This window comes from Burkholderia sp. SIMBA_051 (assembly GCF_046534915.1).
In the GTDB taxonomy this organism is placed as follows: Bacteria; Pseudomonadota; Gammaproteobacteria; order Burkholderiales; family Burkholderiaceae; genus Burkholderia; species Burkholderia ambifaria.
The window spans coordinates 483,179-507,113 of the sequence record NZ_JAWRXS010000002.1; the positions used below are offsets into that span (position 1 = coordinate 483,179).

Below are 23,935 nucleotides of genomic sequence, written 5' to 3' on the forward strand. Positions count from 1 at the left end.
CCCGCCGCTTCCCGTCACGACATCTCGATGCGCGCGCGCGTGATCGCGAGCAGCGACGCCATCGCGCGGCGCGCGCCGTCCTCGTCGCGCACGCCGATTGCGTCGGCGACGGCCGCATGCTCGGCAAGCGACGCATTGAACACGTGCGCCCGGCGCGCGTTCAGGTGCAGCTGCGCCTCGAGCGTGCGGTCGATCAGCGCGCCGAGCGGCACCAGCAGCTCGTTGCCGCCGGCCTCCAGCACGCTCAGGTGAAAGCGCAGGTCCGCGCGCACCCATTCGTCGACGTTGCGCGCGGCGGCCATCGCGCGCACCGCGTCATCGATCGCGTCGAACGCGCCCGCCCCGTGCGAACGCGCGGCCAGCGCGGCCGCGTGGGGCTCGATCATTTCGCGCATCTCCTGCAGCTTGAGCGCGAACGCGAGCGGCGGCGCGACCCGCGCGTACCAGTCGAGCAGGTCGGCGTCGAGCAGATTCCATGCGCGGCGCGGCCGCACCCGCGTGCCGACCTTCGGCCGCGATTCGACCAGCCCCTTGGACGTCAGCGTGCGCAGCGCCTCGCGCAGCACCGTGCGGCTCACGCCGAACATCTCCATCAGGTCCGGCTCGCGCGGCAGCAGCGATTCGGGCGGATAGTCGCCACGCAGGATCGCCGTCGCAAGGCGGAAGGACGTCTGTCCATGCAGGTCGCGTTGAATGATCGTTCTCCGTTGGCCGGGCACGCCGCGGCTGTCCACTATCTGCACAATAGTGCTATTAATACTATTTTTTATCACGCTACGCTAGGATAACCGTCACGTACTCGACGGCGCCGCATCCGCACGTCCGCGCCGCGCAACCCAGGAGACTCGCGACATGAAAATCATCCGCCTCGAAACCTTCGTCGTCCCGCCGCGCTGGCTGTTCCTCAAGATCGAAACCGACGAGGGCATCGTCGGCTGGGGCGAGCCGGTGGTCGAGGGCCGCGCGCACACGGTCGAAGCCGCCGTGCAGGAACTCGCCGACTATCTGGTCGGCAAGGATCCGCTGCTGATCGAGGATCACTGGCAGGTGATGTACCGCGCGGGCTTCTACCGCGGCGGCCCGATCATGATGAGCGCGATCGCGGGCGTCGACCAGGCGCTGTGGGACATCAAGGGCAAGCATCACGGCGTGCCGGTGCATGCGCTGCTCGGCGGCCAGGTGCGCGACCGCATCAAGGTGTATTCGTGGATCGGCGGCGACCGGCCGAGCGATGTCGCGAACAACGCGCGCGCGGTGGTCGAGCGCGGCTTCAAGGCCGTGAAGATGAACGGCTCCGAGGAGCTGCAGATCGTCGACACCTACGACAAGGTCGAGCAGGTGATCGCGAACGTCGCGGCGGTGCGCGACGCGGTCGGCCCGCACGTCGGGATCGGCGTCGACTTCCACGGCCGCGTGCACAAGCCGATGGCGAAGGTGCTCGCGAAGGAGCTCGATCCGTACAAGCTGATGTTCATCGAGGAGCCGGTGCTGTCGGAGAACGCCGAAGCGCTGCGCGACATCGTGAACCAGACCAACACGCCGATCGCGCTCGGCGAGCGGCTCTACTCGCGCTGGGACTTCAAGCACATTCTCGCGGGCGGCTACGTCGACATCATCCAGCCCGACGCGTCGCACGCGGGCGGCATCACCGAGTGCCGCAAGATCGCGACGCTCGCGGAAAGCTACGACGTCGCGCTCGCGCTGCACTGCCCGCTCGGCCCGATCGCGCTGGCCGCGTGCCTGCAGCTCGATGCGGTCAGCTACAACGCGTTCATCCAGGAACAGAGCCTCGGCATCCACTACAACCAGGGGAACGACCTGCTCGACTACCTGCGCAACCCCGAGGTGTTCCGCTACGAAGACGGCTTCGTCGCGATCCCGCAAGGGCCGGGGCTCGGCATCGACGTCAACGAGGAGAAGGTGCGCGAGATGGCGAAGACGGGCCACCGCTGGCGCAATCCGGTGTGGCGCCACGCGGACGGCAGCGTCGCCGAGTGGTGATGCGGAGGTGAAGTGAGATGAGATGACGTGCGTTGCGCGGCGGACCAGCCGCGCAACGCAGGTCGAGACGGCCGCCCGACAGGCGGCCGCTTTTACATCCGCGGCATGTGACTCGTGTGACTCATGCAGCTCACGCGGGGACGGCACCCCGCGCCGAACCGGCCGTCAGCCGAGCGCCGCGAACCCCGGCACGCAGAACGACAGCACGGCGGCCGCGACGAACACCGCGATCATCGTCAGCGCTTCGAGATGCAGGATGTTGCGGAACGTGTGCGCGTCTTCGGTCGACGCGGTACGGCGCAGGCGCGGCAGCGCGGAGAAGCGGTTCAGCCCGCCGAGCACGAGCGCGAGCGCGACGAGCAGCAGCTTGAGCAACAGCACGCGCCCCCACGTGCTGCCGTCGAGCGGTGCGAGCGAGCCGCCGAGCCCGCGCAGCGCATTGAGCACGCCGGTGCCGAGCACGAAGACGACCGCGATCGCCGAGGTTCGCGACAGTTGCTGGCCGATTCGGATCAGTGCGCCGCGCGCGACCGACGAACCGAGCACCGGCAGCACCGCGAGGCCGGCCGCGAGCACGAGGCCGCCCCACACCGCGGTGGCGAGCAGGTGCAGCGTCTGCACGCCGACCGCCGCGGACAGCGGGCCCGTGTCGGCCGCATGGCCGAGCGACGCCTTGCCGGCCGCGACCACGATCACCGCGAGCCACAGCACCGCGTGCGCGACCGGGCCCTCGGGCTTCGCCAGCGCGACGATCGCGAGCAGCACGGCGCCGGCGAACGCGACGCTCCACGCAAAGCCCGCATGCGTCTGCATCAGCATGGTCGGGATCGCAGCGAACGCGCCGCCGAGGCCCGCGCCGCTCATCGACGCGGCTTCATACACGAGCCAGCCGAGATCGGCGAGCACGAGCGCCAGCGCCGCCGCGACCAGCGAATGTTGCGCGCGCAGCCATGCATGATGCGACGGCGCGACGACCGGCCGCGCGCCGTCCTTGCCGAGCCACGCCTTGAGCAGCGCCGAGCCGACCGCCATCGCGAACGTCGCGTCCATCAAGGCCGCGAGCGCGACCTGCCCGATCCACAAGCTGTCGATCCTCATTGCGCGCGCCCTCCCGGAAACGGCCGGCCGGCGGCGCGGCGGCAAGTGGAACGACAGCGGGGAGACGGCAACGGCACGGTAGGGAACGTCATCGATGAATCCGGAAACGGGAGAAATGACTGGGTCTGCGGCGGAGGCGGCGCCGCGCGACCCGCGAGTGTACGGTCTTCGATGGTCAAAGCGCACGCCGGTTCACATCATCCGTACATATCGCGCGGCAAATTGTCGCAAGTCGCAAACAGACAGGAACCCATGTCCTTTTGCCAAATAGCCGTCATTACCCATCGATGATAGAATGCCGCGTCGCAGCAGCCCGGCTGCCCTGCCATCCATGCGCCGAGCCGATCGTAGCCCGGACAGGTCCCCGACGAATAAACATGGAGTCTCGTGTGTCTTCAAGACGCCTCTTCCGTCCGTTGCTCGCCGTTCTCTTGATCGGTGGCGCGGGCCTTATGAGCGCTGCTCAAGCGCAGACCAAGCCCACGGAGCAAGCGCACGCCCAGCAGGCGCCGCTCAAGGCACCCGATACGATGGCCGAGCGTGTGCGCGGCTGTACCGCATGCCACGGCGTTCACGGCCAGGGCACCGACAACGATTATTTCCCGCGTCTTGCCGGCAAGCCGGCCGAGTACCTGTACAACCAGCTCGTCAACTTCCGTGACGGACGGCGCAAGTACCCGCCGATGAACTACCTGCTGACGTACCTGAACGACGATTACCTGAAAGAGATCGCCGAGCACTTCTCGGCCGAGCGTCCGCCGTACCCGACGCCCGCCAAGCCGACGCTGCCGGCCGCCACGCTCGCGCGCGGCAAGCAGCTCGTCACGCAAGGCGATCCGTCGCGCAAGCTGCCGGCCTGCGTGGCCTGCCACGGCGCCGGGCTGACCGGCATGCAGCCGGCGATCCCGGGCCTCGTCGGCCTGCACGCCGATTACCTGAGCGCACAGCTCGGCGCATGGCGCTCGGGCAACCGCCACGCAAAGGCACCGGATTGCATGCACGACATCGCGTCGAAGCTGTCGGATGAAGACGTCACGGCCGTGACCGCGTGGCTCGCCGCGCAACCGGCGCCCGCCAACCCCGTGCCGGCCCCGGCGCGTTCGATGAAGACTCCGCTCGCCTGCGGCAGCGAACCGCAATAAGGCAAGGGAGACAGACACAATGAAACGCAAGTCCCTGTTTGCACTCTCGGCTGTCGCGATCGTCGCGGCAGTCGCCCTCGTGCCGGTCCTGTGGCCGGGCAACGACACGCTGCACGGCGCTGCCGCCGTCGCGGCCACGCCGGCCGACCAGGCCGCGCTGATCAAGAAGGGCGAATACCTCGCGCGCGTCGGCGACTGTATCGCGTGCCACACCGTGCGCGGCGGCAAGTCGTTCGCGGGCGGCCTGCCGATGGCGACGCCGTTCGGCACGATGTACACGCCGAACATCACGCCGGACGACAAGGACGGCATCGGCAAGTGGACGTCGGACGACTTCTACCGCGCGATGCACACCGGCCGTTCGAAGGACGGCAGCCTGCTCTACCCGGGCTTCCCGTTCGCGAGCTACACGAAGGTCACGCGCGCCGATTCGGACGCGATCTACGCGTACCTGCGTTCGGTCCCGCCGGTCTCGGTGCCGAGCCGTCCGCACGAACTGAAGTTCCCGTTCAACAACCGCAACCTGCTGATCGGCTGGCGCACGCTGTTCTTCAAGGAAGGCGAATACAAGCCGGATCCGACCAAGTCGGTCGAATGGAACCGCGGCGCGTACCTCGTCGAAGGCCTCGGCCACTGCTCGATGTGCCACACGTCGATCAACATGATGGGCGGCCCGGTGAACTCGGCAGCCTTCGCGGGCGGCCTGATCCCGCTGCAGAACTGGTATGCTCCGTCGCTGACGAACGACAAGGAACTCGGCCTCGGCGACTGGCACGTGCAGGAGCTGTCCGACCTGCTGCAGGCCGGCGTGTCGAACAAGGGCGCGGTATTCGGCCCGATGGCCGACGTCGTGCACAACAGCCTCCAGTACATGAACGACGAAGATACGCGCGCAATGTCGACGTACCTGAAGTCGATCCCGCAGAAGGCTGAAGCGCCGAAGAACATGCAGTACGAGCCGTCGAAGCAGTTCGGCAACACGCTGTTCGACCAGGGCAAGAAGATCTACGCGGACAATTGCGCGACCTGCCACGCCGAAACCGGCGCAGGCAAGCCGCCCGCGTATCCGCCGCTCGCGGGCAACCATTCGATCGTGATGGAATCGGCAGTCAACCCGATCCGCATGGTGCTGAACGGTGGCTACCCGCCGAGCACGTTCAAGAATCCCCGTCCGTACGGGATGCCGCCGTTCGCACAGTCGCTGTCGAACCAGGAAGTTGCGGCAGTCGTCACGTATATCCGGATGTCGTGGGGCAACAACGGTACGCCGATCTCGCCGCAACAGGTGAGCGACCTGCGTTCCGCGCCGCTTGACTAAATAACGCGCGACACAGACGGGGGCGCGGCTGCGGGAAAACCGCAGCCGCGCCCCTTTGCTTTTTGCGACGCCATTCCCCGCGCAGGCCGCGCGAGGCGTCGCAAATCATAAAACTCAAGAGTGGTATCTATGTCTTTCGAATCTCTCGGCTTGGCCGAACCGCTGGTCAAGGCGGTCAATGAGCTCGGCTACACGTCGCCGACCCCCATCCAGCAGCAGGCCATCCCCGCCGTCCTCGGCGGCGGCGACCTGCTCGCCGGCGCACAAACCGGCACCGGCAAGACCGCCGGCTTCACGCTGCCGATCCTGCAGCGCCTGCACACGTACTACGCCGAGCATCGCGGTGCGAAGCGCGCGGTGCGTGCGCTGATCCTCACGCCGACGCGCGAACTCGCCGCCCAGGTCGAGGAAAGCGTGCGCGCGTACAGCAAGTACGTGAAGCTGCGCTCGACCGTGATGTTCGGCGGCGTCAGCATCAATCCGCAGATCGACGCGCTCAAGCGCGGCGTCGACATCGTCGTCGCGACGCCGGGGCGTCTGCTCGACCACATGCAGCAGAAGACGATCGACCTGTCGAATCTCGACATCCTCGTGCTCGACGAAGCCGACCGGATGCTCGACATGGGCTTCATCCACGACATCAAGCGCGTGCTGGCGAAGCTGCCGCCGCAGCGTCAGAACCTGCTGTTCTCGGCGACGTTCTCCGACGAGATCAAGTCGCTCGCCGACAGCCTGCTCGATTCGCCGGCGCTGATCGAAGTCGCGCGCCGCAACACCACGGCGGAAAGCGTCGCGCAGAAGATCCACCCGGTCGATCGCGATCGCAAGCGCGAGCTGCTCACGCACCTGATTCGCGAACACAACTGGTTCCAGGTGCTCGTGTTCACGCGCACCAAGCACGGCGCGAACCGGCTCGCCGAACAGCTGACGAAGGACGGCATCAGCGCGATGGCGATCCACGGCAACAAGAGCCAGTCGGCCCGCACGCGCGCGCTCGCGGAGTTCAAGAGCAGCACGCTGCAGGTGCTGGTCGCGACCGACATCGCCGCACGCGGGATCGACATCGACCAGCTGCCGCACGTCGTCAACTTCGACCTGCCGAACGTGCCGGAAGACTACGTGCACCGGATCGGCCGCACGGGCCGCGCGGGCGCGACCGGTGAAGCCGTGTCGCTCGTGTGCGTCGACGAGAAGCAGCTGCTGCGCGACATCGAGCGGCTGATCAAGCGCGAGATTCCGCAGGAAGTGATCGCGGGCTTCGAACCCGATCCGAGCGCGAAGCCGGAACCGATCCAGCAGCGCCGCGGGCAGCAGCCGCGTGGCGGCAATGCCGGCGGCGGCGGCAATCGCCAGCCGCGTGCAGGCGGCTCAGGCCAGCCGGCCGCGAAGCGCGAAGGCGGCGCACAGCCGAAGGCCGCGAAGGCAGCCAAGCCGCGCACGGCCGGCGGCGCGGGCGGCAATGCCGGCGGCGGCCGTCCGTCCGGCGGCAACGCCGCACGCCCCGCGAGCGGCAACGCCGCGCACCCGAACCGCAACCGTTCGTCGCGCAGCGGCCAGCGCGGTCACTGAAGCCGCGCGGCCGCGCGCCGCAGGTGCTCGACCTGGCTTTGCCAGCGCGCGAGCACCTCGGCGCGCACCTCTCCTTCCAGCGCAAACGTGACACCCGTCGCGAGACGCGCATAGCCGACCCGCTGCGCATCGCCGTGCGCGATCGTCGCAGCGAAGCCGGCCAGTCCGCCGAAGTCTCCTTCGAGCGGCTCGATCCTCAGTTGTGCCTGAAAGAATGCGCCGTCCGCGACGAGCGTGAGCGCGGCCGCGCGCCGCTGCGCGATCGCACGCGCCGCGCGCGATTGCGGCCATAGCGCGAGCAGCAGCGTATGCGCGTCGCGCGCATGGATCTCGCCGACGCTGAGCAGCGTCGTGCGCAGCTGGCCGTCGTCGGTCGCGACGATCAGCGACGCGGCGAAGTCGGCATGGCGCTCGAGCGCGGTGCCGTCGAACAGCGCGACGACGGCCGGCGGCCACGCGTCGAACGTCCATTGTTCGAGCGCGTGGCGATGGGAATCGGTCATGATGGCGGCCCCGGTGAAAAGCAGACGATGATGCCGCAGCATACGCGCTGGGCCGCGCGGTGACGATCAGCGCATGAACACGTGCCGCGTGATCTTCGTCAGCGGATAGTGGACGCCCGGCTGGATCTTCGCGGGCAGGTCGAGCGGCTTGAGCAGCATCTTCACGCACATGTCGGCCGACAGGTTGCGCCGCACGAGCGAGCTGATGCGGGCAACGCGCTCGCGGTTGTACTGGCTGTCGCCGACGCGCTCCGGATAGCGGATCGCGAACACGTGGCGCAGCGCGATCTCCGAATCCTCGTTCTTGATTTCCATCACGCGGCGCATCAACGCGCCGAGCACCGCGAGCCGGCCGTTGCCTTCGAGCTTGTTGTACTTCTTGAAGAACTTGAAGAAGTGCTTGTAGTGACGCACTTCGTCGGTGCGGATGTTGTCGGTGATTTCCTTCAGCACCGGCTCGTCCGAGCATTCGTTGATCGCGCGATAGAGCGTGGCCGTGCCCGTCTCGACCACACAGCGGGCGACCATCTCGAGCGCGCGGGTCTTCTCGAACGCGTCGACCGAGCAGGTCTTCGAATACTCGGCGAAGAAATTCGCGAACGCGGTGTCCCAGTCGAACTCGGGCCACACGTGCGCGATGTACGCCTTCAGCGCGCGCCCGTGCTGCAGCTCCTCGGGCTCCCACGCCGTGTTGAGCCACGCGGACACTTCCGGGTCGTCGTTGAAGAACTCGCTCAGGTTGCTCGTGTAGAGATCCGAGCCGCTTTCGATGAACGACGACGCGCACAGCAGCAGCAGCAGATCCTCGTTTGCGGCGGCACGCTGACGATCGATCCGGTTCAGGTCGATGTCCTCGATACGCCACGGCATGACATGCGTCGTTTCAGTAGGCATGGTGATGCGCTCCCAGTCGTCGCGCGGCCGCGCGGCCGATGCCCTCGGCACGGGCCCGGCGCGCCCGCAGGCGACGTGTTGCTTGCATTTATAGTGGATTGGTCCGGCCGAACCATGCTGGCATCTTAGCCGCACTTGAATGTTCGTGCTTCAAAGCACTGACCATGCCCGGCGAGCGCAGTTCCGCCGCGGGTGTTGCGGTTCGTTAGACGAGTTCTTCGAACCGGTTGCGCGCGCTCGGTAGCATGCGCGGTATCAGGCAAAACGGGCGGGCCATTCGGCCGCCCGTCGCGCGCAGGAATCTGGAAGCGTTCCGTCAGAAACCGGCCGCGAGGCCATCGCGACGGCTGTCGCTCGCGGCCACGTAGCCGCGGTCGGGATCGTCGGGATCGAGGCGCCACACGAACTGCCCCGAGCCGAAGTCCATGTAAGGATCGTCGACCGACTTGATCGTATGGCCGCGCGCGGCGAGCGCGTCGACCGTGTCGCGGTTCATCGTCGCCTCGACGTCGAGCGTGAAGTCGCGATTGACCTTCCAGCGCGGCGCGCAGCAGGCGGCCTGCGGCTGCTGTCCGTAGCCGAGCATCCGCACGATGGTCTGCAGATGGCCCTGCGGCTGCATGTCGCCGCCCATCACGCCGAAGCTCATCACGGCCTCGGTGCGGCCGTCGATCTCCTCGGTGACGAACGCCGGGATGATCGTATGGAACGGCCGCTTGCCGCCCGCGACGACGTTCGGCGAGCGCGGGTCCATCGAGAAGCCGTGCCCGCGGTTCTGCAACGCAATGCCAGTCCCGGGCACGACGAGCCCCGAGCCGAAGCCCATGTAGTTCGACTGAATGAAGCTCACCATCATCCCGCGCTCGTCCGCCGCCGACAGATAGATCGTGCCGCCCGAATGCGGGCGGCCGGCGGCGAAGTGGGTCGCGCGCGTGCGGTCGATCAGCTTCGCGCGTTCGGCGAGATACGCGTCGTCGAGCATCTGCTCGGGCGTCAGTTCCATCGCACGCGGATCGGCGACGTAGCGATAGACGTCCGCGAACGCGAGCTTCATCGCCTCGATCTGCAGGTGCTGCGAGTCGACCGAATCGACGGGCCATTCGGTCACGCCCGCGTGCTCGGCGATCCCGAGCGCGATCAGCGCGGCGATGCCCTGCCCGTTCGGCGGGATCTCGTGGATCGTGTGGCGGCCGAAGCGCTTGCCGATCGGCTCGACCCACTCCGGGCGGTAGCCGTGCAGATCGGCTTCGGTCAATGCGCCGCCGCCTTCGCGCGCGAACGCCGCAATCTGCGCGGCGAGCGCGCCCTCGTAGAACGCGCGCGGGCCGTCCTTCGCGAGCGTGCGCAGCGTGCGCGCATGGCCCGGCAGGCACATGCGTTCGCCGACGAGCGGCGCGCGCCCGCGTGGCATGAAGGTATCGGCGAAGCCAGGCAGCCCCTGCAGCTCGGGCACCGCGGCCGCCCACTTGTGCGCGACGATCGGCGACACCGAATAGCCGCGCTCGGCGAGCTCGATCGCCGGCTCGAGCAGGTCCGCGAACGGCAGCGAACCGAACTTCGCATGCAGCGCTTCCCAGCCCGCGATCACGCCCGGCACCGTCACGGTGTCCCAGCCGCGCGTCGGCTTGTTCGCGATGCCGTGCGCGTCCTCGCCGTGGCGCTTGCGGAAGTAGTCGGGGTTCCATGCGGCCGGCGCGACACCCGACGCATTCAGCCCGGACAACCGCCCGCCGTCCCACACGAGCGCGAACGCATCGCCGCCGAGCCCGCACGACACGGGCTCGACCACCGTGATCGCGGCCGCGGCGGCCAGCGCCGCATCGACGGCATTGCCGCCCTTCCACAGCATCCGCAGCCCGGCCTGCGCGGCGAGCGGGTGCGACGTCGACACGACATTGCGCGCAAACACCGGAATGCGGATCGTCGGATACGGGTTGTGCCAGTTGAAGTCAGTCATCGGTGCCACCTCGTCGAAAGCAGAATGAACGCGCCGCGCGCAGGCTCGGCGTGCGCGGACAGTCCGCCATTGCAGCGCGATCCGCGCGATCGCGCAAATTCATTTGTCAAATGAATCCATGCACTTTCCGCATGAATGACGGGCCACCGTGCGCCGCGCGCCGGCCGAACGCCCTTTCCGCCCCTTACAATACGCGCTCTGCCTCACGATCCGACCGCCCAGCCATGACCCGAGATCCCCGCCTCACCCTCAACGCGCGCCAGCAGGAATTGCTCGAATGGGTGCAGCGCGATGGCTTCGTGACCGTCGACGATCTCGCCGCGCACTTCGCGGTCACGCCGCAGACGATCCGCCGCGACGTCAACTGGCTCGCGGATCTGAACCTGCTGCGCCGCTACCACGGCGGCGCGAGCCTGCCGACCAGCTCGGAGAACGTGTCGTACACCGCGCGCCAGCGGATGTTCCACGACGAGAAGCGGCGCATCGCGGCGCTGGCGGCGTCGCACATCCCCGACCAGGCGTCGCTGTTCATCAACCTCGGCACGACGACCGAGGAAGTCGCGCGCGCGCTGAACCGCCATCACGGGCTGCACGTGATCACGAACAACCTGAACGTCGCGTCGATGATGAGCGGCTATCCCGACTGCGAGGTGCTGATCACGGGCGGCATCGTGCGGCCGTGGGACAAGGGCATCGTCGGCGAACTCGCGATCGACTTCATCCGCCAGTTCAAGGTCGACTACGCGATCATCGGCACGTCGGCGATCGAGGCCGACGGCACGCTGCGCGACTTCGACACGCGCGAGGTGCGCGTGGCCGAGGCGATCATGCAGCATGCGCGCACGGTCTACCTCGTCGCCGACCACTCGAAGGTCGGCCGCCCGGCGCTCGTGCGCCAGGGGCATTTGAGCCAGGTCCATGCGCTCTTCACCGACAAGCCGCTGCCGCCGGAGATGGCCGACGCGGTGGCCGCCGCAGGCACCGAAGTGTACGTCGCCGAATGACACTTCGATGCTGCACCGCACCCGAAACTTCAAGTGAAATCAAGAAGTTGGCGCACCGACCGAACCGCTAGCGACCCGCGTGCCTGTCAAACGGAAAATTAACGGGGCACGATTTGTCGTTGCTCGCGCGCTCGACTAGACTCCAGTTCCCCGGCCCGTTCGCCCGATCCGCCCGTGCCAAGGCGTGTGCGAACTCCCAGGCCGGCCAATACAGCTTTCCCCCCAAGCCATACCCCCGTGTGGGGTATCGCGCTGCGGCGTTCGCGCCGGCCGCGCGGGCATACTGGTCGCCATGGAGAGAACGATGCTGAGTCCGCATGAATTCGCCACGCTATTGCTTGTGAAGGACGCTCCCGATCAAACCAACATGGATCGGGACGAAATCGACGCACTGCTCGAACAGCAGCTCGTCCGCCTGGAAGGGCTCGGCTCGGGACGCAAATACTGCGTGACCGAGACCGGCGACGCCGCGTTGCGATCCATCAAATACCGATATTCCTGAACTACCGCTGCTCCTGACCTGAGCGCGCGCGGCCGGATTTCCGGCCGCGCCGCTTTTCCGCCTTTCCCGCCTCTGTCAGCTTCCCCGCGTCAGCCGCCGCGCAGCGTCGGATCGACCGCGGCCCGCCAGCTGACGGCCTGCGCGCGTGCGCCGTTGAAATACGCGACCCAGCCGGCGCGCCCCGCCGCATCGGGTGCCGCATAGCGCGCCGAAAGTTCGTTTACGAACGCGCAATAGTTCGCTTGCGTGAGCCCACGATACCGTTTCGCCACGTACGCGTCGTACAGCGTCGAGTAGACCGGCTGCGCGTCCGCGCCCCAATCGTGGGCGGTGCCGCCGCACGACGTCTGCAGGTCGACGAATGATGGTGCACGCCAGTTGCCGGCAAGCGGTGGCGTGCCGGCGCTGCACCCTGCCAGAACGACGGCGCAAACGCCGGCCCACATCCCAATACGCATGATTCACCTCGCGAAACGGTCGATTCCGCCAGTATCGTCCGGGATCGCCGCGCGCGCTACTGGCCCCGCTTTTTCGAACTTTACTTTTTCGATTTCGTTCGTTAAATTTCGAATTCGAACATTTCATGTTCGCCCATTTCCATCAGACGATAAGGACAGCAGGTGACCCAACCGAATCGCTACGATCTGCTCGTCGTCGGCGGCGGCATCAACGGCGCGGGCATCGCGCGCGATGCGGCCGGCCGCGGCCTGTCGGTCCTGCTCTGCGAGCAGGACGACCTCGCGTCGCACACGTCGTCGTGCAGCACGAAGCTGATTCACGGCGGCCTGCGCTATCTCGAATACAACGAATTCGGACTCGTCCGCAAAGCGCTGCAGGAGCGCGAGACACTGCTGCGCGCGGCGCCGCACATCATGTGGCCGCTGCGCTTCGTGATGCCGCACATGCCGAACCTGCGGCCGGCCTGGCTGATCCGCATCGGCCTGTTCCTCTACGATCACCTCGCGAAACGCGAACTGCTGCCCGGCTCGCGCGGCATCGACATGCGCCGCCATGCGGCCGGCGCGCCGCTGATCGACTCGATCAAGCGCGGCTTCGTGTATTCGGACGGCTGGGTTGACGATGCGCGCCTCGTCGTGCTGAACGCGCTCGACGCGAAGGAGCGCGGCGCCGAGATCCTCACGCGCACGAAGCTCGTGTCGGCGGAGCGCCACGGCGACGAATGGGAAGCGCGGCTGCAGCACGCGGACGGCGCGATCCGCGTCGTGCGCGCACGCGCGGTCGCGAACGCGGCCGGGCCGTGGGTCGGCGACGTGCTGCACGGCGCGCTCGGCCGCGGCGCGCAGCACAGCGTGCGGCTCGTGAAGGGCAGCCACATCATCACGCGGCGCCTGTTCGATCACGACCACGCGTATATCTTCCAGAACCCGGACAAGCGGATCATCTTCGCGATTCCGTACGAGCACGACTTCACGCTGATCGGCACGACCGACGTCGAATACACGAACGATCCCGCGAAGGTCGCGATCGATCGCGACGAGACGCAGTATCTGTGCGATTCGATCAACCGCTACTTCAAGCGCAAGATCTCGCCGGCCGACGTGCACTGGACCTATTCGGGCGTGCGCCCGCTGCTCGAGGACGAGAACGCCGCGAACGCATCGGCCGTCACGCGCGACTACCGCCTCGAGCTCGACGACGGCGCTGGCGCGCCGCTGCTGTCGGTATTCGGCGGCAAGATCACGACCTTCCGCAAGCTCGCGGAAGACGCCGGCGACCTGCTGTGCGGCGCGCTCGGCCGCGACGCGAAGACCTGGACCGCGGGCGCGCCGCTGCCGGGCGGCGACATCGCGAACGCGAAGTTCGACGTGTTCGCCGATGCGTTCGCGAAGCGCCATCCGTGGCTGCCCGCCGCGCTCGCGCGCCGCTATGCACGTGCGTACGGCACGCGTGCCGAACGCGTGGTCGACGGCGCGCGCGCGCTCGCCGATCTCGGCACCGAAATCGCGCCGGGCCTCTACGACGCCGAACTGCGCTACCTGCGCGACGTCGAATGGGCGACCTGCGCGCAGGACGTGCTGTGGCGCCGCTCGAAGCTCGGCCTGCACGTCGCGCCGGGCACGCTCGACGCGGTGACAGCCGCGGTCGATGCATGGTTCGCCGCCGCGCACGCGCCGCACGCATGATCCGCTTGCAGTTGCAGTTGTCTTACCGATGTTGATTCACCGACGCGCCGCCCGACATGCGGCGCGCATCACAACTACGCCGATCCACGGATGGAGATGAGAGACATGCAGGACCAGTACATCCTCGCGCTTGACCAGGGCACCACGAGTTCCCGCGCAATGCTGTTCGATCGCCAGGGCAATATCGTATCGATTGCCCAGAAGGAATTCGAACAGATCTACCCGCAACCCGGCTGGGTCGAGCACGACCCTCAGGAAATCTGGTCGACGCAAGCGGGCGTCGCGGCGGAAGCCGTCACGCGCACCGGCCTGAACGGCACGTCGATCGCCGCGATCGGCATCACCAACCAGCGCGAGACGACGATCGTCTGGGATCGCGAGACGGGCCAGCCCGTCTACAACGCGATCGTCTGGCAGGACCGCCGCACCGCCGACTTCTGCGATTCGCTGAAGAAGCAGGGCCTCGAGGCGAAGGTGCGCGCGAAGACCGGCCTGCCGATCGACTCGTACTTCTCCGCGACGAAGATCCGCTGGATCCTCGACAACGTGCCGGGCGCACGCGACAAGGCGCGCCAGGGCAAGCTCGCGTTCGGCACCGTCGACAGCTGGCTCGTGTGGAACTTCACGAAACACGAGCTGCACGTGACCGACGTGACCAACGCGTCGCGCACGATGCTGTTCAACATCCACACGCGCGAGTGGGACAGCGAGCTGCTCGAACTGCTCGACATCCCGCGCAGCATGCTGCCGGACGTGAAGGCGTCGTCGGAAATCTACGGCCACACGAAAACCACCGTGTTCGCGTCGAAGATCCCGCTCGCGGGCATCGCCGGCGACCAGCACGCGGCGCTGTTCGGCCAGATGTGCACGACGTCGGGCATGGTGAAGAACACCTACGGCACCGGCTGCTTCCTGATGATGAACACCGGCGACAAGCCGATCGAGTCGAAGAACAACCTCGTCACGACGATCGCCTGGCAGATCGGCGACGACGTGCAGTACGCGCTCGAAGGCAGCATCTTCATCGCGGGCGCGGTCGTGCAGTGGCTGCGCGACGGCGTCGGCATCATCAAGACGGCCGCCGAAATCGAAGCGCTCGCCGCGAGCGTGCCGCATACCGACGGCGTCTATCTCGTGCCGGCGTTCGCCGGCCTCGGCGCGCCGCACTGGAACGCGCGGGCGCGCGGTTCGGTGTTCGGCGTGACGCGCGGCACGACGTCCGCGCACCTCGCGCGCGCGGCGCTCGACGCGATCGCGTATCAGTCGCTCGACGTGCTGGCCGCGATGGAGGCCGACTCGGGCATCAGCATCGGCGAGCTGCGCGTGGACGGCGGCGCGAGCGCGAACGACCTGCTGATGCAGTTCCAGGCCGACCTGCTCGGCGTCGACGCGGTGCGTCCGCAGATCACCGAGACGACCGCGCTCGGCGCGGCCTACCTCGCCGGCCTCGCGATCGGCTACTGGAAGAACCTCGACGAAGTGCGCAGCCAGTGGCAGCTCGATCGCCGCTTCGCGCCGTCGATGCCGAAGGAGCAGGTCGAGCAACGCATGGCCGGCTGGCAGCGCGCGGTGCGCGCCGCCAAGGCATGGGCCGACGACACGCAGTAACCGCGGTACATCTAAACAAACGAAATACAACAACACCGGCGGACCGCGCGGCGCGCGAGTCCGCCGTCATCTACGAGAGACAACATGTCACCTTATATTGCGGAATTCATCGGCACGGCGATCCTCGTGCTGCTCGGCAACGGCGCGGTCGCAAACGTGCTGCTTGCGAAGACCAAGGGCAAAGGCGCGGATCTGATCGTCATCGTGATGGGCTGGGCGATGGCGGTGTTCGTCGCCGTCTACGTGACGGCTTCGTTCAGCGGCGCGCACCTGAACCCGATCGTCACGATCAGCCTCGCGCTCGCGGGCAAGTTCGCATGGTCGAAGGTCGGCGGCTACATTGTTGCGCAGATGCTCGGCGGGATGGCCGGCGCGTTGCTCGTGTGGCTCGCGTATCGCCAGCACTTCGCGAAGGAAGCCGATGCGGACCTGAAGCTCGCGGTGTTCTGCACGGCGCCCGCCATCCGCAGCGTCACGCACAACGTGCTGACCGAAGCGATCTGCACGTTCGTGCTGATTCTTGGCGTGCTGTACCTCGCGTCGCCGCAGGTCGGCCTCGGCGCGCTCGACGCGCTGCCCGTCGGCTTGCTCGTGCTCGGCATCGGCATCTCGCTCGGCGGCCCGACCGGCTATGCGATGAGCCCGGCGCGCGACCTGTCGCCGCGCCTGATGCATGCGCTGCTGCCGATCCCCGGCAAGCGCGACAGCGACTGGCGCTATGCGTGGGTGCCGGTGATCGGTCCGCTGCTCGGCGGCGCCGCCGCGGCCGGCCTGTATCTGCGTCTGCACGCGATGGCCTGAGCAACGTTTCACGCGAGTTCGAGCGCGCGGCAGTGGCTGCCGCGCGCTTACGGTTCCTCCGCCCTTCTCCCTCCTCCCTCTTCCCTCTTCCCTCCTGGCACGGCCGCCGCTGCGGCGGCAACCCACACCGCCGCTAGCGATCGCCCGCGGCCCCCACCAGCGACTTCAGCTTCACCCCCGCATCCGCGACCGCGGCCGGGCTCACGCCGATCCCGCGCTCGACCAGCAGGCGCGCGACGCGCATCTCCTTCACGAATCCCGACGCACGGCCGAAGCCGCTCGCCGCGACGAGCCGCTCGCCCGCATCGAAGTGGAAATGGATTTCCTCGTCGTCGCCGAGCACGCGCGCGACCGTCCGCTCGCCGAGCGCAGGCTCGCCGGCGACCTGCAGTTGCGCGTCATATTGATCGGACCAGAACCACGGCATCTCACGATACGGTTCGTCAGCGCCGAGCATGTTGCGGGCGGCGACGCGCGCCTGCGTTTCGGCGCCGTGCCAGGTTTCCTGACGCACGAGCCGCCCTGACGCCGCGCTCGGGAACACCGCGACATCGCCGGCCGCATAGATGCCGCGCGCCGACGTCTCGAGCCGCGCGTTCACGACGATGCCGCGCTCGACGACGAGGCCCGCGTCGCGCGCCAGCTCGTCGGCCGGTTCGATCCCGATGCCGGCAACCACCGTATCGGCGATCAGCGCGTCGCCGTCGTCGAGCACGACGGCCAGTGCGCCGTCCACCATCCGCTCGATCGCGACGGGCCGGCGGTTCAGGCCGATCGAGACGCCCCGCTGCACATGCAGCGCGTGCACGCGTGCAGCGATCGGCTCCGGCACCGCGCGCCCGAGCAGGCGCGGCGCCGCATCGAGCACGCTCACGCGCGCGCCGCGCGAGCGCGCCGACGCCGCGACCTCGAGGCCGATGAAGCCGCCGCCGATCAGCACGATCCGCGCATCGGGCACGAGCCGCGCGCCGAGCACCGCCGCATCGTCGAGCGTGCGCAATGCGAATACGCCATCGAGTTCCGCACCCGGAATCGCGAGGCGGCGCGCGCGGCCGCCGGTCGCGAGCAGCAGTGCGTCGTAGGTGAAGCCGCGGCCGCCCGATACGTGTACTTCGCGTGCAACCGGATCGATCCGCTCGACCGTCGCGACGAGCGGATCGATGCCGTCCGCGCGCCACGCATCCGGGTCGCGCAGCCCGCATTGCGCCGCGCTGCGCTCGCCGGTCAGCACCCCCTTCGACAACGGCGGCCGCTCGTACGGCAGGTGCGCCTCCGCGCCGATCAGCACGATGCGTCCGCGCCAGCCGCCCTCGCGCAGCACCTGCGCCGCCCGGCCGCCCGCGTGTCCCGCGCCGACGATCGCCATCACCCGGTCGTTCGCCATCGCGTCACACCTCGATCAGGATGCGGCCGTCCTCGACCTTCGCGCGGTAGGTGCGCAGTTTTTCGCAGGCCGGCGCCGACAGCGCGCGGCCGTCGCGCACGTCGAAACGCCCGTTGTGCTTCGGACATTCGATCACGTGGTCGATCACCAGCCCATCCGCGAGATGCACGTGCTCGTGCGTGCACAGCCCGTCGCTCGCATACACGTTGCCGTCGATCCGGTAGATCGCGTAGGTGCGGCCGTCGTGGTCGAAGCGGGCGACGTCCTCGTCGTCGATATCGTCGAGGGCGCCGGTGTCGATCCATTGCGTCATGATGCGTGTCTCCTTCGTTGGAATCTTCGATGCCGGTCATACACGCGCGGTGTCCGGCACCGGCCGCACGACGTGATGGGACGGATCGCGCGTCTGCCGCACGAGCGCCGGCACGATCTCCGCATACGCGGCCAGCGTGCTGGGGTACGGCGGCGGCATGTCGGCCTTCACGGCGTCGTGCAGCTTCGGCAGCGCGTGGAACGGCACCATCGGGAACATGTGGTGTTCGACGTGATAGTTCATGTTCCAGTACAGGAAGCGAAACACCGGATTCATCGTCACGGTCCGGCAGTTGCGCCGGTGATCGAGCACGTTCTCGGGCATGCCCGCGTGCTGCGTGAGGCCGAAGTACAGGTACAGCCACGCGCCGTAGAGGCTCGGCAACCCGATGTAGAGCAGCGGCAGGATCGTGTGCCAGTACAGCGCCGCGGCGATCACGACGGCATAAACGATCAGATGAATCCGCGCTTCGCGCACGGCCTTCGGCCACTCCGATTCGGGCACGTAGGTGCGCTCCGCGTCGTCGAGCCGGCCGGCGAACGCGAGCACGACCATCTTGCGCAGCTCGCTCGTCACATGCTTGAGCGCAATCACGTTCAGCGCGAGCCCGAGCCAGTCGGTCGGCTTCGGCGCGGCGATCTCCGGATCGCGCCCGACGACGAGCGTGTCGGTGTGATGGCGCGCGTGGCTCCAGCGCCATACCGTCGCGCGGCGGAACACCTGGAACGACGCGACCTGGTACAGCACGTCGTTCATCCAGCGCGTGCGGAACGCGGTGCCGTGCCCGCACTCGTGCCAGCGCGAGTCGGCCGGGCTGCAGTACAGCGTGCCGTACACGAAGAACGCGGGAATCGCCCACGCGGAATGCGCACGCCATGCGAGCCACGCGAGCACACCGCTCGCGACGATCGCCGCGTACCAGATCAGCGTGTCGCGGATCGCGCGCGCATCGTCGCGCTGCATCAGCTGCTTCATCAGCGGCCGCGGCACCGCGCACCGATACCACTCGGCGTTGACGAGCCCCGCCGCCCGCGCGCGCTCGCCGGCGCCGCCGATCATTCGGTATTCCTGACGGCGCGCCGCCGCGCTGCGATCGTGCGCCTGGTCGTCCGTATGGGCCACGCGTGTCTCCTGGTTTTTCGTTCTCGGGAAGCGCGGCGAGCGCTTCGTCATGCATTCAAAATTAGGCGACGGCCCTGGCCCGCTCAATCGAAACGTTGACGAAATTTCGCCATCGCTTTAGCGTTCCGGACAGCGCCACGCACCGATGGCGACGAACAACATGGAGACGACCATGACCGACCCGTCCGGTCCGCGCTGGCGCAAGCGCACCGCGCGCTTCGACGAGATCGCGGCACTCGCCGGGGTCAGCACGACCACCGTCGACCGCGTGCTGAACGAACGCGGCAGCGTGTCCGCGCAGGCGCGCGAACGCGTGGTGGCGGCCGCGCGCCAGCTCGGCGTGCCGCGCCAGTTGCCGGACACGCGGCACGGGCTGCTCCACGTCGACGTCCTGCTGCCGGACACCGACGCGCCGTTCTTCCGGCGGCTGCAGCAGGCGCTGCAGCGCTCGCTGCAGATGCTCGACCGGCGCGTGGTCGTGCACCGGACCATCCTGCCCGCCGCGGACGACGAACGCGCCGCCGCGCTGATCGAGCGGCCCGCCTATCGGCGCGCGGCGCTGATCGTCACCGCACGCGACACGCCGCGCGTGCGCGACGCGCTGGCCGGCGCGATCGCGCGCGGCGAAACCGTCGTCACGATGGTCACCGACATCGGCGGCGGCGCGCGCGTGCACTACGCGGGCATCGACAACTACCGCGCCGGGCGCACGGCCGGCTACTACATCGGCCGCCTCGCGGCGCGCCCCGGCCGCGTGCTGTTGCTGGGCGGACGCATGGGCTATCGCGCGCACGCCGACCGGATGGCCGGCTGCGTCGACCAGCTGAAGGAGGCGTTCGCCGCCCTCGGCTGCGACGATGCGCCGGTCGAAACGCTCGACCAGGATGATCGCTGCTACCGCGCGGTCACGAACGCGCTGCACACGTACGACGATATCGTCGGGATCTACAACAGCGGCGCCGGCTCGGCCGGCATCGAGGCGGCGCTGCGCAAGGCCGGCGCGGCCGGACGCGTCGTCTGGGTCGGGCACGAGATGATCGACCTGCACCGCACGTACATCGAGGCCGGCTCGATGGACATCGCGATCGACCAGGATCCGGACGGCCAGGCGATCTCCGCGCTGCAGCATGTGCTGCATGCATGCGGCATCGTCGACCAGCCGCCGCCGGGCGACCCGGTCGAATTCCGCGTGTTCTGCTCGGCCAACGTGCGCACCAGCGCGTATCTGCAGACCTGACGCCGCGCCGCACGGCGTGCGCAGGCGCGGCGCGAAAAAATCGACCGCCGCATGGGCGATTTTTCGTCAACGTTTGTCATGCGGCGCGCGCGGCATGTCCGTACATTTGGCAGCCATCCAGGGACCAGGACGGACGGGAGACGATGGCTGAAGCGATCCTCATCGGCGTGAACCTCGACGGCGTGCTCGAACACGACGGCCTGCCTCTGCCCACGCCCGCCGAGCGGTTCCGGATGATCGCCGGCGCCGGCGTGTTCGACTATGTCGAAAAGAACCCCGTGCGCGGCGAGGATCTCGCGCCGTACTTCGCGCTGGTCGACCGGCATGCGCTGCCGATTCGCGTGATCGGCGGCATCTGGCGCGCCGGCCGCGACGAAGCGCATGTCGACGAGATCATCGACGCCGGCGCGCGGTTCGGCAGCACGGTGCTCAACTGCCAGCTGTACGCGCACCACGCGGACGGTCATCCGTTGTCGGATCGCGAAGTCGCCGCCTTCTACCTGCGCGCGTACGAACGCGGCGAGCCGGTCGGCTGCCTGCCGAGCCTCGAAGTACACGTCGACATGTGGAGCGAGGATTTCCGGCGGGTCGTGCGGGTCGCGCAATACGTCGAGCGGGCCGGCGCGCCGTTCAGGATCACGCTCGACCATTCGCATCTGCTGTTCAAGATCGGCAATCGCGGCGAACTCGACGCGTCGGGCCTGCACGAGCCGGCCGGCAGCGCGCGCCACTTGCTCGACCCGGCATCGCCGTCGGCCGTCTACGCCGACTGGATCGCACGCGGCTGGGTCCGGCACGCGCATGCGCGCAGCGTGATCCCGAACAATCCGGCGAACCGCTGGATGCGCCGCGCGGACGGCCGGCCCGGCCGCGGAATCCAGTACCCGTTCGTCGAACCGGCGCCCGGCGCCTATCACGGCGATTGGCATGCGGGGCCGCTCGACACGTGGAAGACGGCGCTGCGGCAGTTGCTGCAGTGGCAGGTCCATGCGCGGCCGACGTTGCTCGAGCAGATCAGCTGCGAGTTCATCCCGTTTCCGGACTATGGCGGCGGCGCCCGCTATTCGATCTTCGACAACAACGTCGCGTGCGCGCAGTGGCTGCGCGACACGTGGCACGCGCTTGCCGCGCAGCCGGCGGACACGCCGGCCGCCGGCTGCGCGCGCAGCTTTACCTGATTCGCCCGCCCTACCCGAGACCTGAGGACCGAACGATGACGCAACCAGCATTCCATTTTTCGCTGAACCGGATGAGCGCGCCGCGCCTGCCGCTCGACCGCTATGTCGCACTGTGCCGGCGGCTGGGCGTCGACTCGATCGAGATCCGCAACGATCTCGACGGCGTCGAGATCACCGATGGCACGCCGGCCTCGGCCGTGCGCGCGACGGCCGAGGCCGGCGGTGTGACGATCCTGACGATCAACGCGCTGCAGCGCTTCGAGCAATGGAATGCCGAGCGCGCGGACGAAGCAACCGTGCTCGCCGACTACGCCGCGCAATGCGGCGCGCGCGCACTGGTGCTGTGCCCGACCAACAGCCGCGCCGACACGCGCAACGCCGACGCGCGCCACGCAGATCTCGTGAAGGCGTTGAACGCGCTCAAGCCGATCCTCGCTGCGCGCGGCCTCCTCGGCTTCATCGAGCCGCTCGGCTTCGAGGAATGCGCGCTGCGCCGCAAGTCGGACGCGGTGAAGGGCATCTACGCCGCGGCCGGCGAACAGGTATTCCGGCTCGTGCACGACACGTTCCACCATCACCTGTCGGGCGAGGACATCTTCTTCCCGAACCTGACGGGCCTCGTGCACATCTCGGGTGTCGAGGAAAGCAACCTGCCGATCGACCGGATGCGCGACGGCCATCGCGTGCTAGTCGGCATGGCCGACCGGCTCGGCAACGTCCGACAGCTGCGCGAACTGCTCGCACGCGGCTATCGCGGCGCGTTCTCGTTCGAGCCGTTCGCGAACGAGATCGCCGAAGCGAATGACATCGAACAGCGGCTGCGCGCCAGCATCGATTACCTCCGCGGCGAGCTCGCGGCTCGCTGAGCGTCGCGGCGACGCACGGTCCGTCCGGCCACGCGCCGATGTTCGCGCTCGGCGGCGCGTACAGCCTGTCGAAGCGCACCCTGCGCTATGCGACCGTCGCGCACGTGCGCAACGCGAGCGGCCCGAATTTCCCGGTCGCGAACAACAACCCCGGCACGGACAACGACAACCTCGCGAATCCGCTGCGGGGCCATACGCAGACCGGCGTGAACATCGGCATCAACCATTCGTTCCGACGCCGCACGCTGTCGGAACCCAACGGAGTCAACAGGAGAACGACATGATCGAATTCGCTTTGTTCGGTGCGGGAAGAATCGGGAAGATCCACGCGGCGAATCTGGCGCGCCACCCGGGCGCGAAACTCAAGTACGTGGTCGATCGGCATGCGCCGTCGGCCGACGCGCTCGCGCATGCGCACGGCGCGCAGGTCGCCGACATCGAACGCGCGCTCGGCGACACATCCGTGCAGGCCGTCGTGATTGCATCGAGCACCGATACGCACGCGGACCTGATCGTCGCGGCGGCGAACGCGGGCAAGGCCGTGTTCTGCGAGAAGCCGGTCGACCTGAGCGTCGCACGCTCGCGCGAATGCGCGGAGGTCGTGCGCCGCCGCGGCGTCACCTGCATGATCGGCTTCCAGCGCCGCTTCGACCCGACCTTCGCCGCGCTGAAGGCGCGCGTCGAGCGCGGCGACATCGGCGCGCCGGAAATGCTGGTCGTCACGAGCCGCGACCCCGGCGCGCCGCCCGTCGACTACCTCCGCAGCTCGGGCGGCATCTTCAAGGACATGCTGATCCACGACTTCGACGTGTTCCGCTGGATCCTCGGCGACGAAGCGCAGACGCTGCATGCGACCGGCAGTTGCCTGACCGATCCGGCCGTGGGCGACGCCGGCGACCTCGATTCGACCGCCGTGACGATCCGCACGCGGCGCGGCCTGCTGTGCCAGATCAATACGTCGCGCCGCGCGGCGTACGGCTACGACCAGCGCTTCGAGCTGCTCGGCAGCAAAGGCATGCTGCAGGCCGGCAACGTGCGGCCGACCGAAGTGACCGCGTGGTCGGCGAACGGCATCGCCACCGACGTGCCGGAGCCGTTTTTCCTCGAGCGCTACCGGCACGCGTACGCGGCCGAGATCGCGCATTTCGTCGATGCGCTGCGCGACGGCACGCCGGTCAGGACGACGATCGACGACGGGCTCGCCGCGCTCGAGCTGGCGGAGGCCGCGATGACGTCGTGGCAGACGGGGCGCGTGATCGAGGTGTGACGTGCACGGCGGCGCCGTGCGGCGATA

The 23,935-nt window shown here is 68.3% G+C and carries 23 protein-coding genes; 14 read left to right on the forward strand and 9 right to left on the reverse strand.

What is annotated here, in order from left to right; translation table 11 throughout:
* Positions 1-14: 14 nt before the first annotated feature.
* A complete protein-coding gene (locus tag SB771_RS06205) occupies positions 15-719 on the reverse strand; it encodes a FadR/GntR family transcriptional regulator (RefSeq protein WP_041491394.1) in 705 nt (234 codons plus the stop codon).
* 133 nt (positions 720-852) lie between these two features.
* Between SB771_RS06205 and dgoD the strand changes: the two genes are divergently transcribed.
* Positions 853-2,001 (forward strand): galactonate dehydratase, encoded by a 1,149-nt coding sequence (gene dgoD / locus SB771_RS06210; RefSeq protein WP_006751313.1) that lies wholly within the window; start codon positions 853-855, stop codon positions 1,999-2,001.
* 165 nt (positions 2,002-2,166) lie between these two features.
* On the opposite strand, the gene SB771_RS06215 is transcribed toward dgoD, so the two are convergent.
* Positions 2,167-3,099, reverse strand: coding sequence for a CopD family protein (locus tag SB771_RS06215; RefSeq protein WP_175660372.1), 933 nt, complete (start codon positions 3,097-3,099; stop codon positions 2,167-2,169).
* Positions 3,100-3,476: 377 nt separating this feature from the next.
* Between SB771_RS06215 and SB771_RS06220 the strand changes: the two genes are divergently transcribed.
* The 3 genes from SB771_RS06220 to SB771_RS06230 all read left to right on the forward strand — a co-directional run bounded on the left by SB771_RS06220 (position 3,477) and on the right by SB771_RS06230 (position 7,128).
* Complete coding sequence (locus SB771_RS06220; protein ID WP_041489853.1) at positions 3,477-4,241, forward strand: c-type cytochrome; 765 nt, start codon at positions 3,477-3,479, stop codon at positions 4,239-4,241.
* 19 nt (positions 4,242-4,260) lie between these two features.
* Positions 4,261-5,559 carry a c-type cytochrome gene (locus SB771_RS06225; RefSeq protein ID WP_006757973.1) on the forward strand — a complete coding sequence of 433 codons (1,299 nt, stop codon included), beginning with the start codon at positions 4,261-4,263 and terminating at the stop codon, positions 5,557-5,559.
* Positions 5,560-5,688: 129 nt separating this feature from the next.
* Entirely contained in the window at positions 5,689-7,128 is a 1,440-nt protein-coding gene (locus SB771_RS06230; protein WP_175660373.1) for a DEAD/DEAH box helicase, read from the forward strand.
* On the opposite strand, the gene SB771_RS06235 is transcribed toward SB771_RS06230, so the two are convergent.
* From SB771_RS06235 to SB771_RS06245, 3 genes are all read right to left on the reverse strand, one after another.
* Positions 7,122-7,631, reverse strand: coding sequence for a hypothetical protein (locus SB771_RS06235; protein WP_105834570.1), 510 nt, complete (start codon positions 7,629-7,631; stop codon positions 7,122-7,124). The genes SB771_RS06230 and SB771_RS06235 overlap by 7 nt on opposite strands.
* 66 nt (positions 7,632-7,697) lie before the next feature.
* Positions 7,698-8,525: a ferritin-like domain-containing protein gene (locus tag SB771_RS06240; RefSeq protein WP_011657853.1), complete on the reverse strand. Its 828-nt coding sequence runs from the start codon at positions 8,523-8,525 to the stop codon at positions 7,698-7,700.
* 316 nt (positions 8,526-8,841) lie between these two features.
* A complete protein-coding gene (locus SB771_RS06245) occupies positions 8,842-10,482 on the reverse strand; it encodes a gamma-glutamyltransferase family protein (RefSeq protein ID WP_175660374.1) in 1,641 nt (546 codons plus the stop codon).
* 224 nt (positions 10,483-10,706) lie between these two features.
* Here SB771_RS06245 and SB771_RS06250 point away from each other — a divergent pair, with 224 nt between their 5' ends.
* The gene (locus SB771_RS06250; RefSeq protein ID WP_012364650.1) at positions 10,707-11,486 is read left to right on the forward strand and encodes a DeoR/GlpR family DNA-binding transcription regulator; all 780 of its coding nucleotides are present in this window, start codon (positions 10,707-10,709) and stop codon (positions 11,484-11,486) included.
* Positions 11,487-11,790: 304 nt separating this feature from the next.
* Positions 11,791-11,988, forward strand: a complete 198-nt coding sequence (locus SB771_RS06255) for a hypothetical protein (RefSeq protein ID WP_006751304.1) — start codon at positions 11,791-11,793, stop codon at positions 11,986-11,988.
* Between the two features lie 89 nt (positions 11,989-12,077).
* On the opposite strand, the gene SB771_RS06260 is transcribed toward SB771_RS06255, so the two are convergent.
* Positions 12,078-12,446 carry a hypothetical protein gene (locus SB771_RS06260; protein ID WP_006751303.1) on the reverse strand — a complete coding sequence of 123 codons (369 nt, stop codon included), beginning with the start codon at positions 12,444-12,446 and terminating at the stop codon, positions 12,078-12,080.
* A gap of 162 nt (positions 12,447-12,608) precedes the next feature.
* Here SB771_RS06260 and glpD point away from each other — a divergent pair, with 162 nt between their 5' ends.
* The 3 genes from glpD to SB771_RS06275 all read left to right on the forward strand — a co-directional run bounded on the left by glpD (position 12,609) and on the right by SB771_RS06275 (position 16,541).
* Positions 12,609-14,132 (forward strand): glycerol-3-phosphate dehydrogenase, encoded by a 1,524-nt coding sequence (gene glpD, locus SB771_RS06265; RefSeq protein ID WP_175660375.1) that lies wholly within the window; start codon positions 12,609-12,611, stop codon positions 14,130-14,132.
* Between the two features lie 105 nt (positions 14,133-14,237).
* Positions 14,238-15,740: a glycerol kinase GlpK gene (glpK, locus tag SB771_RS06270; protein WP_011657858.1), complete on the forward strand. Its 1,503-nt coding sequence runs from the start codon at positions 14,238-14,240 to the stop codon at positions 15,738-15,740.
* A gap of 84 nt (positions 15,741-15,824) precedes the next feature.
* Entirely contained in the window at positions 15,825-16,541 is a 717-nt protein-coding gene (locus tag SB771_RS06275) for an MIP/aquaporin family protein (protein ID WP_006757965.1), read from the forward strand.
* 133 nt (positions 16,542-16,674) lie between these two features.
* Here the strand turns inward: SB771_RS06275 and SB771_RS06280 are convergent, their stop codons facing one another.
* From SB771_RS06280 to SB771_RS06290, 3 genes are read right to left on the reverse strand one after another with little or no spacing between them, the layout of a single operon-like run.
* Positions 16,675-17,925: an NAD(P)/FAD-dependent oxidoreductase gene (locus SB771_RS06280; protein WP_175660376.1), complete on the reverse strand. Its 1,251-nt coding sequence runs from the start codon at positions 17,923-17,925 to the stop codon at positions 16,675-16,677.
* Positions 17,926-17,929: 4 nt separating this feature from the next.
* Entirely contained in the window at positions 17,930-18,238 is a 309-nt protein-coding gene (locus SB771_RS06285) for a non-heme iron oxygenase ferredoxin subunit (RefSeq protein ID WP_011657860.1), read from the reverse strand.
* 36 nt (positions 18,239-18,274) lie between these two features.
* A complete protein-coding gene (locus SB771_RS06290) occupies positions 18,275-19,360 on the reverse strand; it encodes a fatty acid desaturase family protein (RefSeq protein WP_410721221.1) in 1,086 nt (361 codons plus the stop codon).
* A 172-nt stretch (positions 19,361-19,532) separates the two neighbouring features.
* On the opposite strand from SB771_RS06290, the gene SB771_RS06295 reads away from it, so the two are divergent.
* From SB771_RS06295 to iolG, 5 genes are all read left to right on the forward strand, one after another.
* Complete coding sequence (locus SB771_RS06295; protein WP_105834568.1) at positions 19,533-20,597, forward strand: LacI family DNA-binding transcriptional regulator; 1,065 nt, start codon at positions 19,533-19,535, stop codon at positions 20,595-20,597.
* Between the two features lie 143 nt (positions 20,598-20,740).
* Complete coding sequence (locus tag SB771_RS06300; RefSeq protein WP_175660378.1) at positions 20,741-21,775, forward strand: xylose isomerase; 1,035 nt, start codon at positions 20,741-20,743, stop codon at positions 21,773-21,775.
* 35 nt (positions 21,776-21,810) lie between these two features.
* Positions 21,811-22,641: a TIM barrel protein gene (locus tag SB771_RS06305; RefSeq protein WP_175660379.1), complete on the forward strand. Its 831-nt coding sequence runs from the start codon at positions 21,811-21,813 to the stop codon at positions 22,639-22,641.
* Positions 22,642-22,679: 38 nt separating this feature from the next.
* Positions 22,680-22,925: a hypothetical protein gene (locus SB771_RS06310; protein ID WP_175660380.1), complete on the forward strand. Its 246-nt coding sequence runs from the start codon at positions 22,680-22,682 to the stop codon at positions 22,923-22,925.
* On the forward strand, positions 22,922-23,908 hold the full coding sequence (gene iolG, locus SB771_RS06315; protein ID WP_175660381.1) for an inositol 2-dehydrogenase: 987 nt from the start codon (positions 22,922-22,924) through the stop codon (positions 23,906-23,908). Before SB771_RS06310 ends, iolG begins: the two co-directional genes overlap by 4 nt.
* Positions 23,909-23,935: the final 27 nt, after the last annotated feature.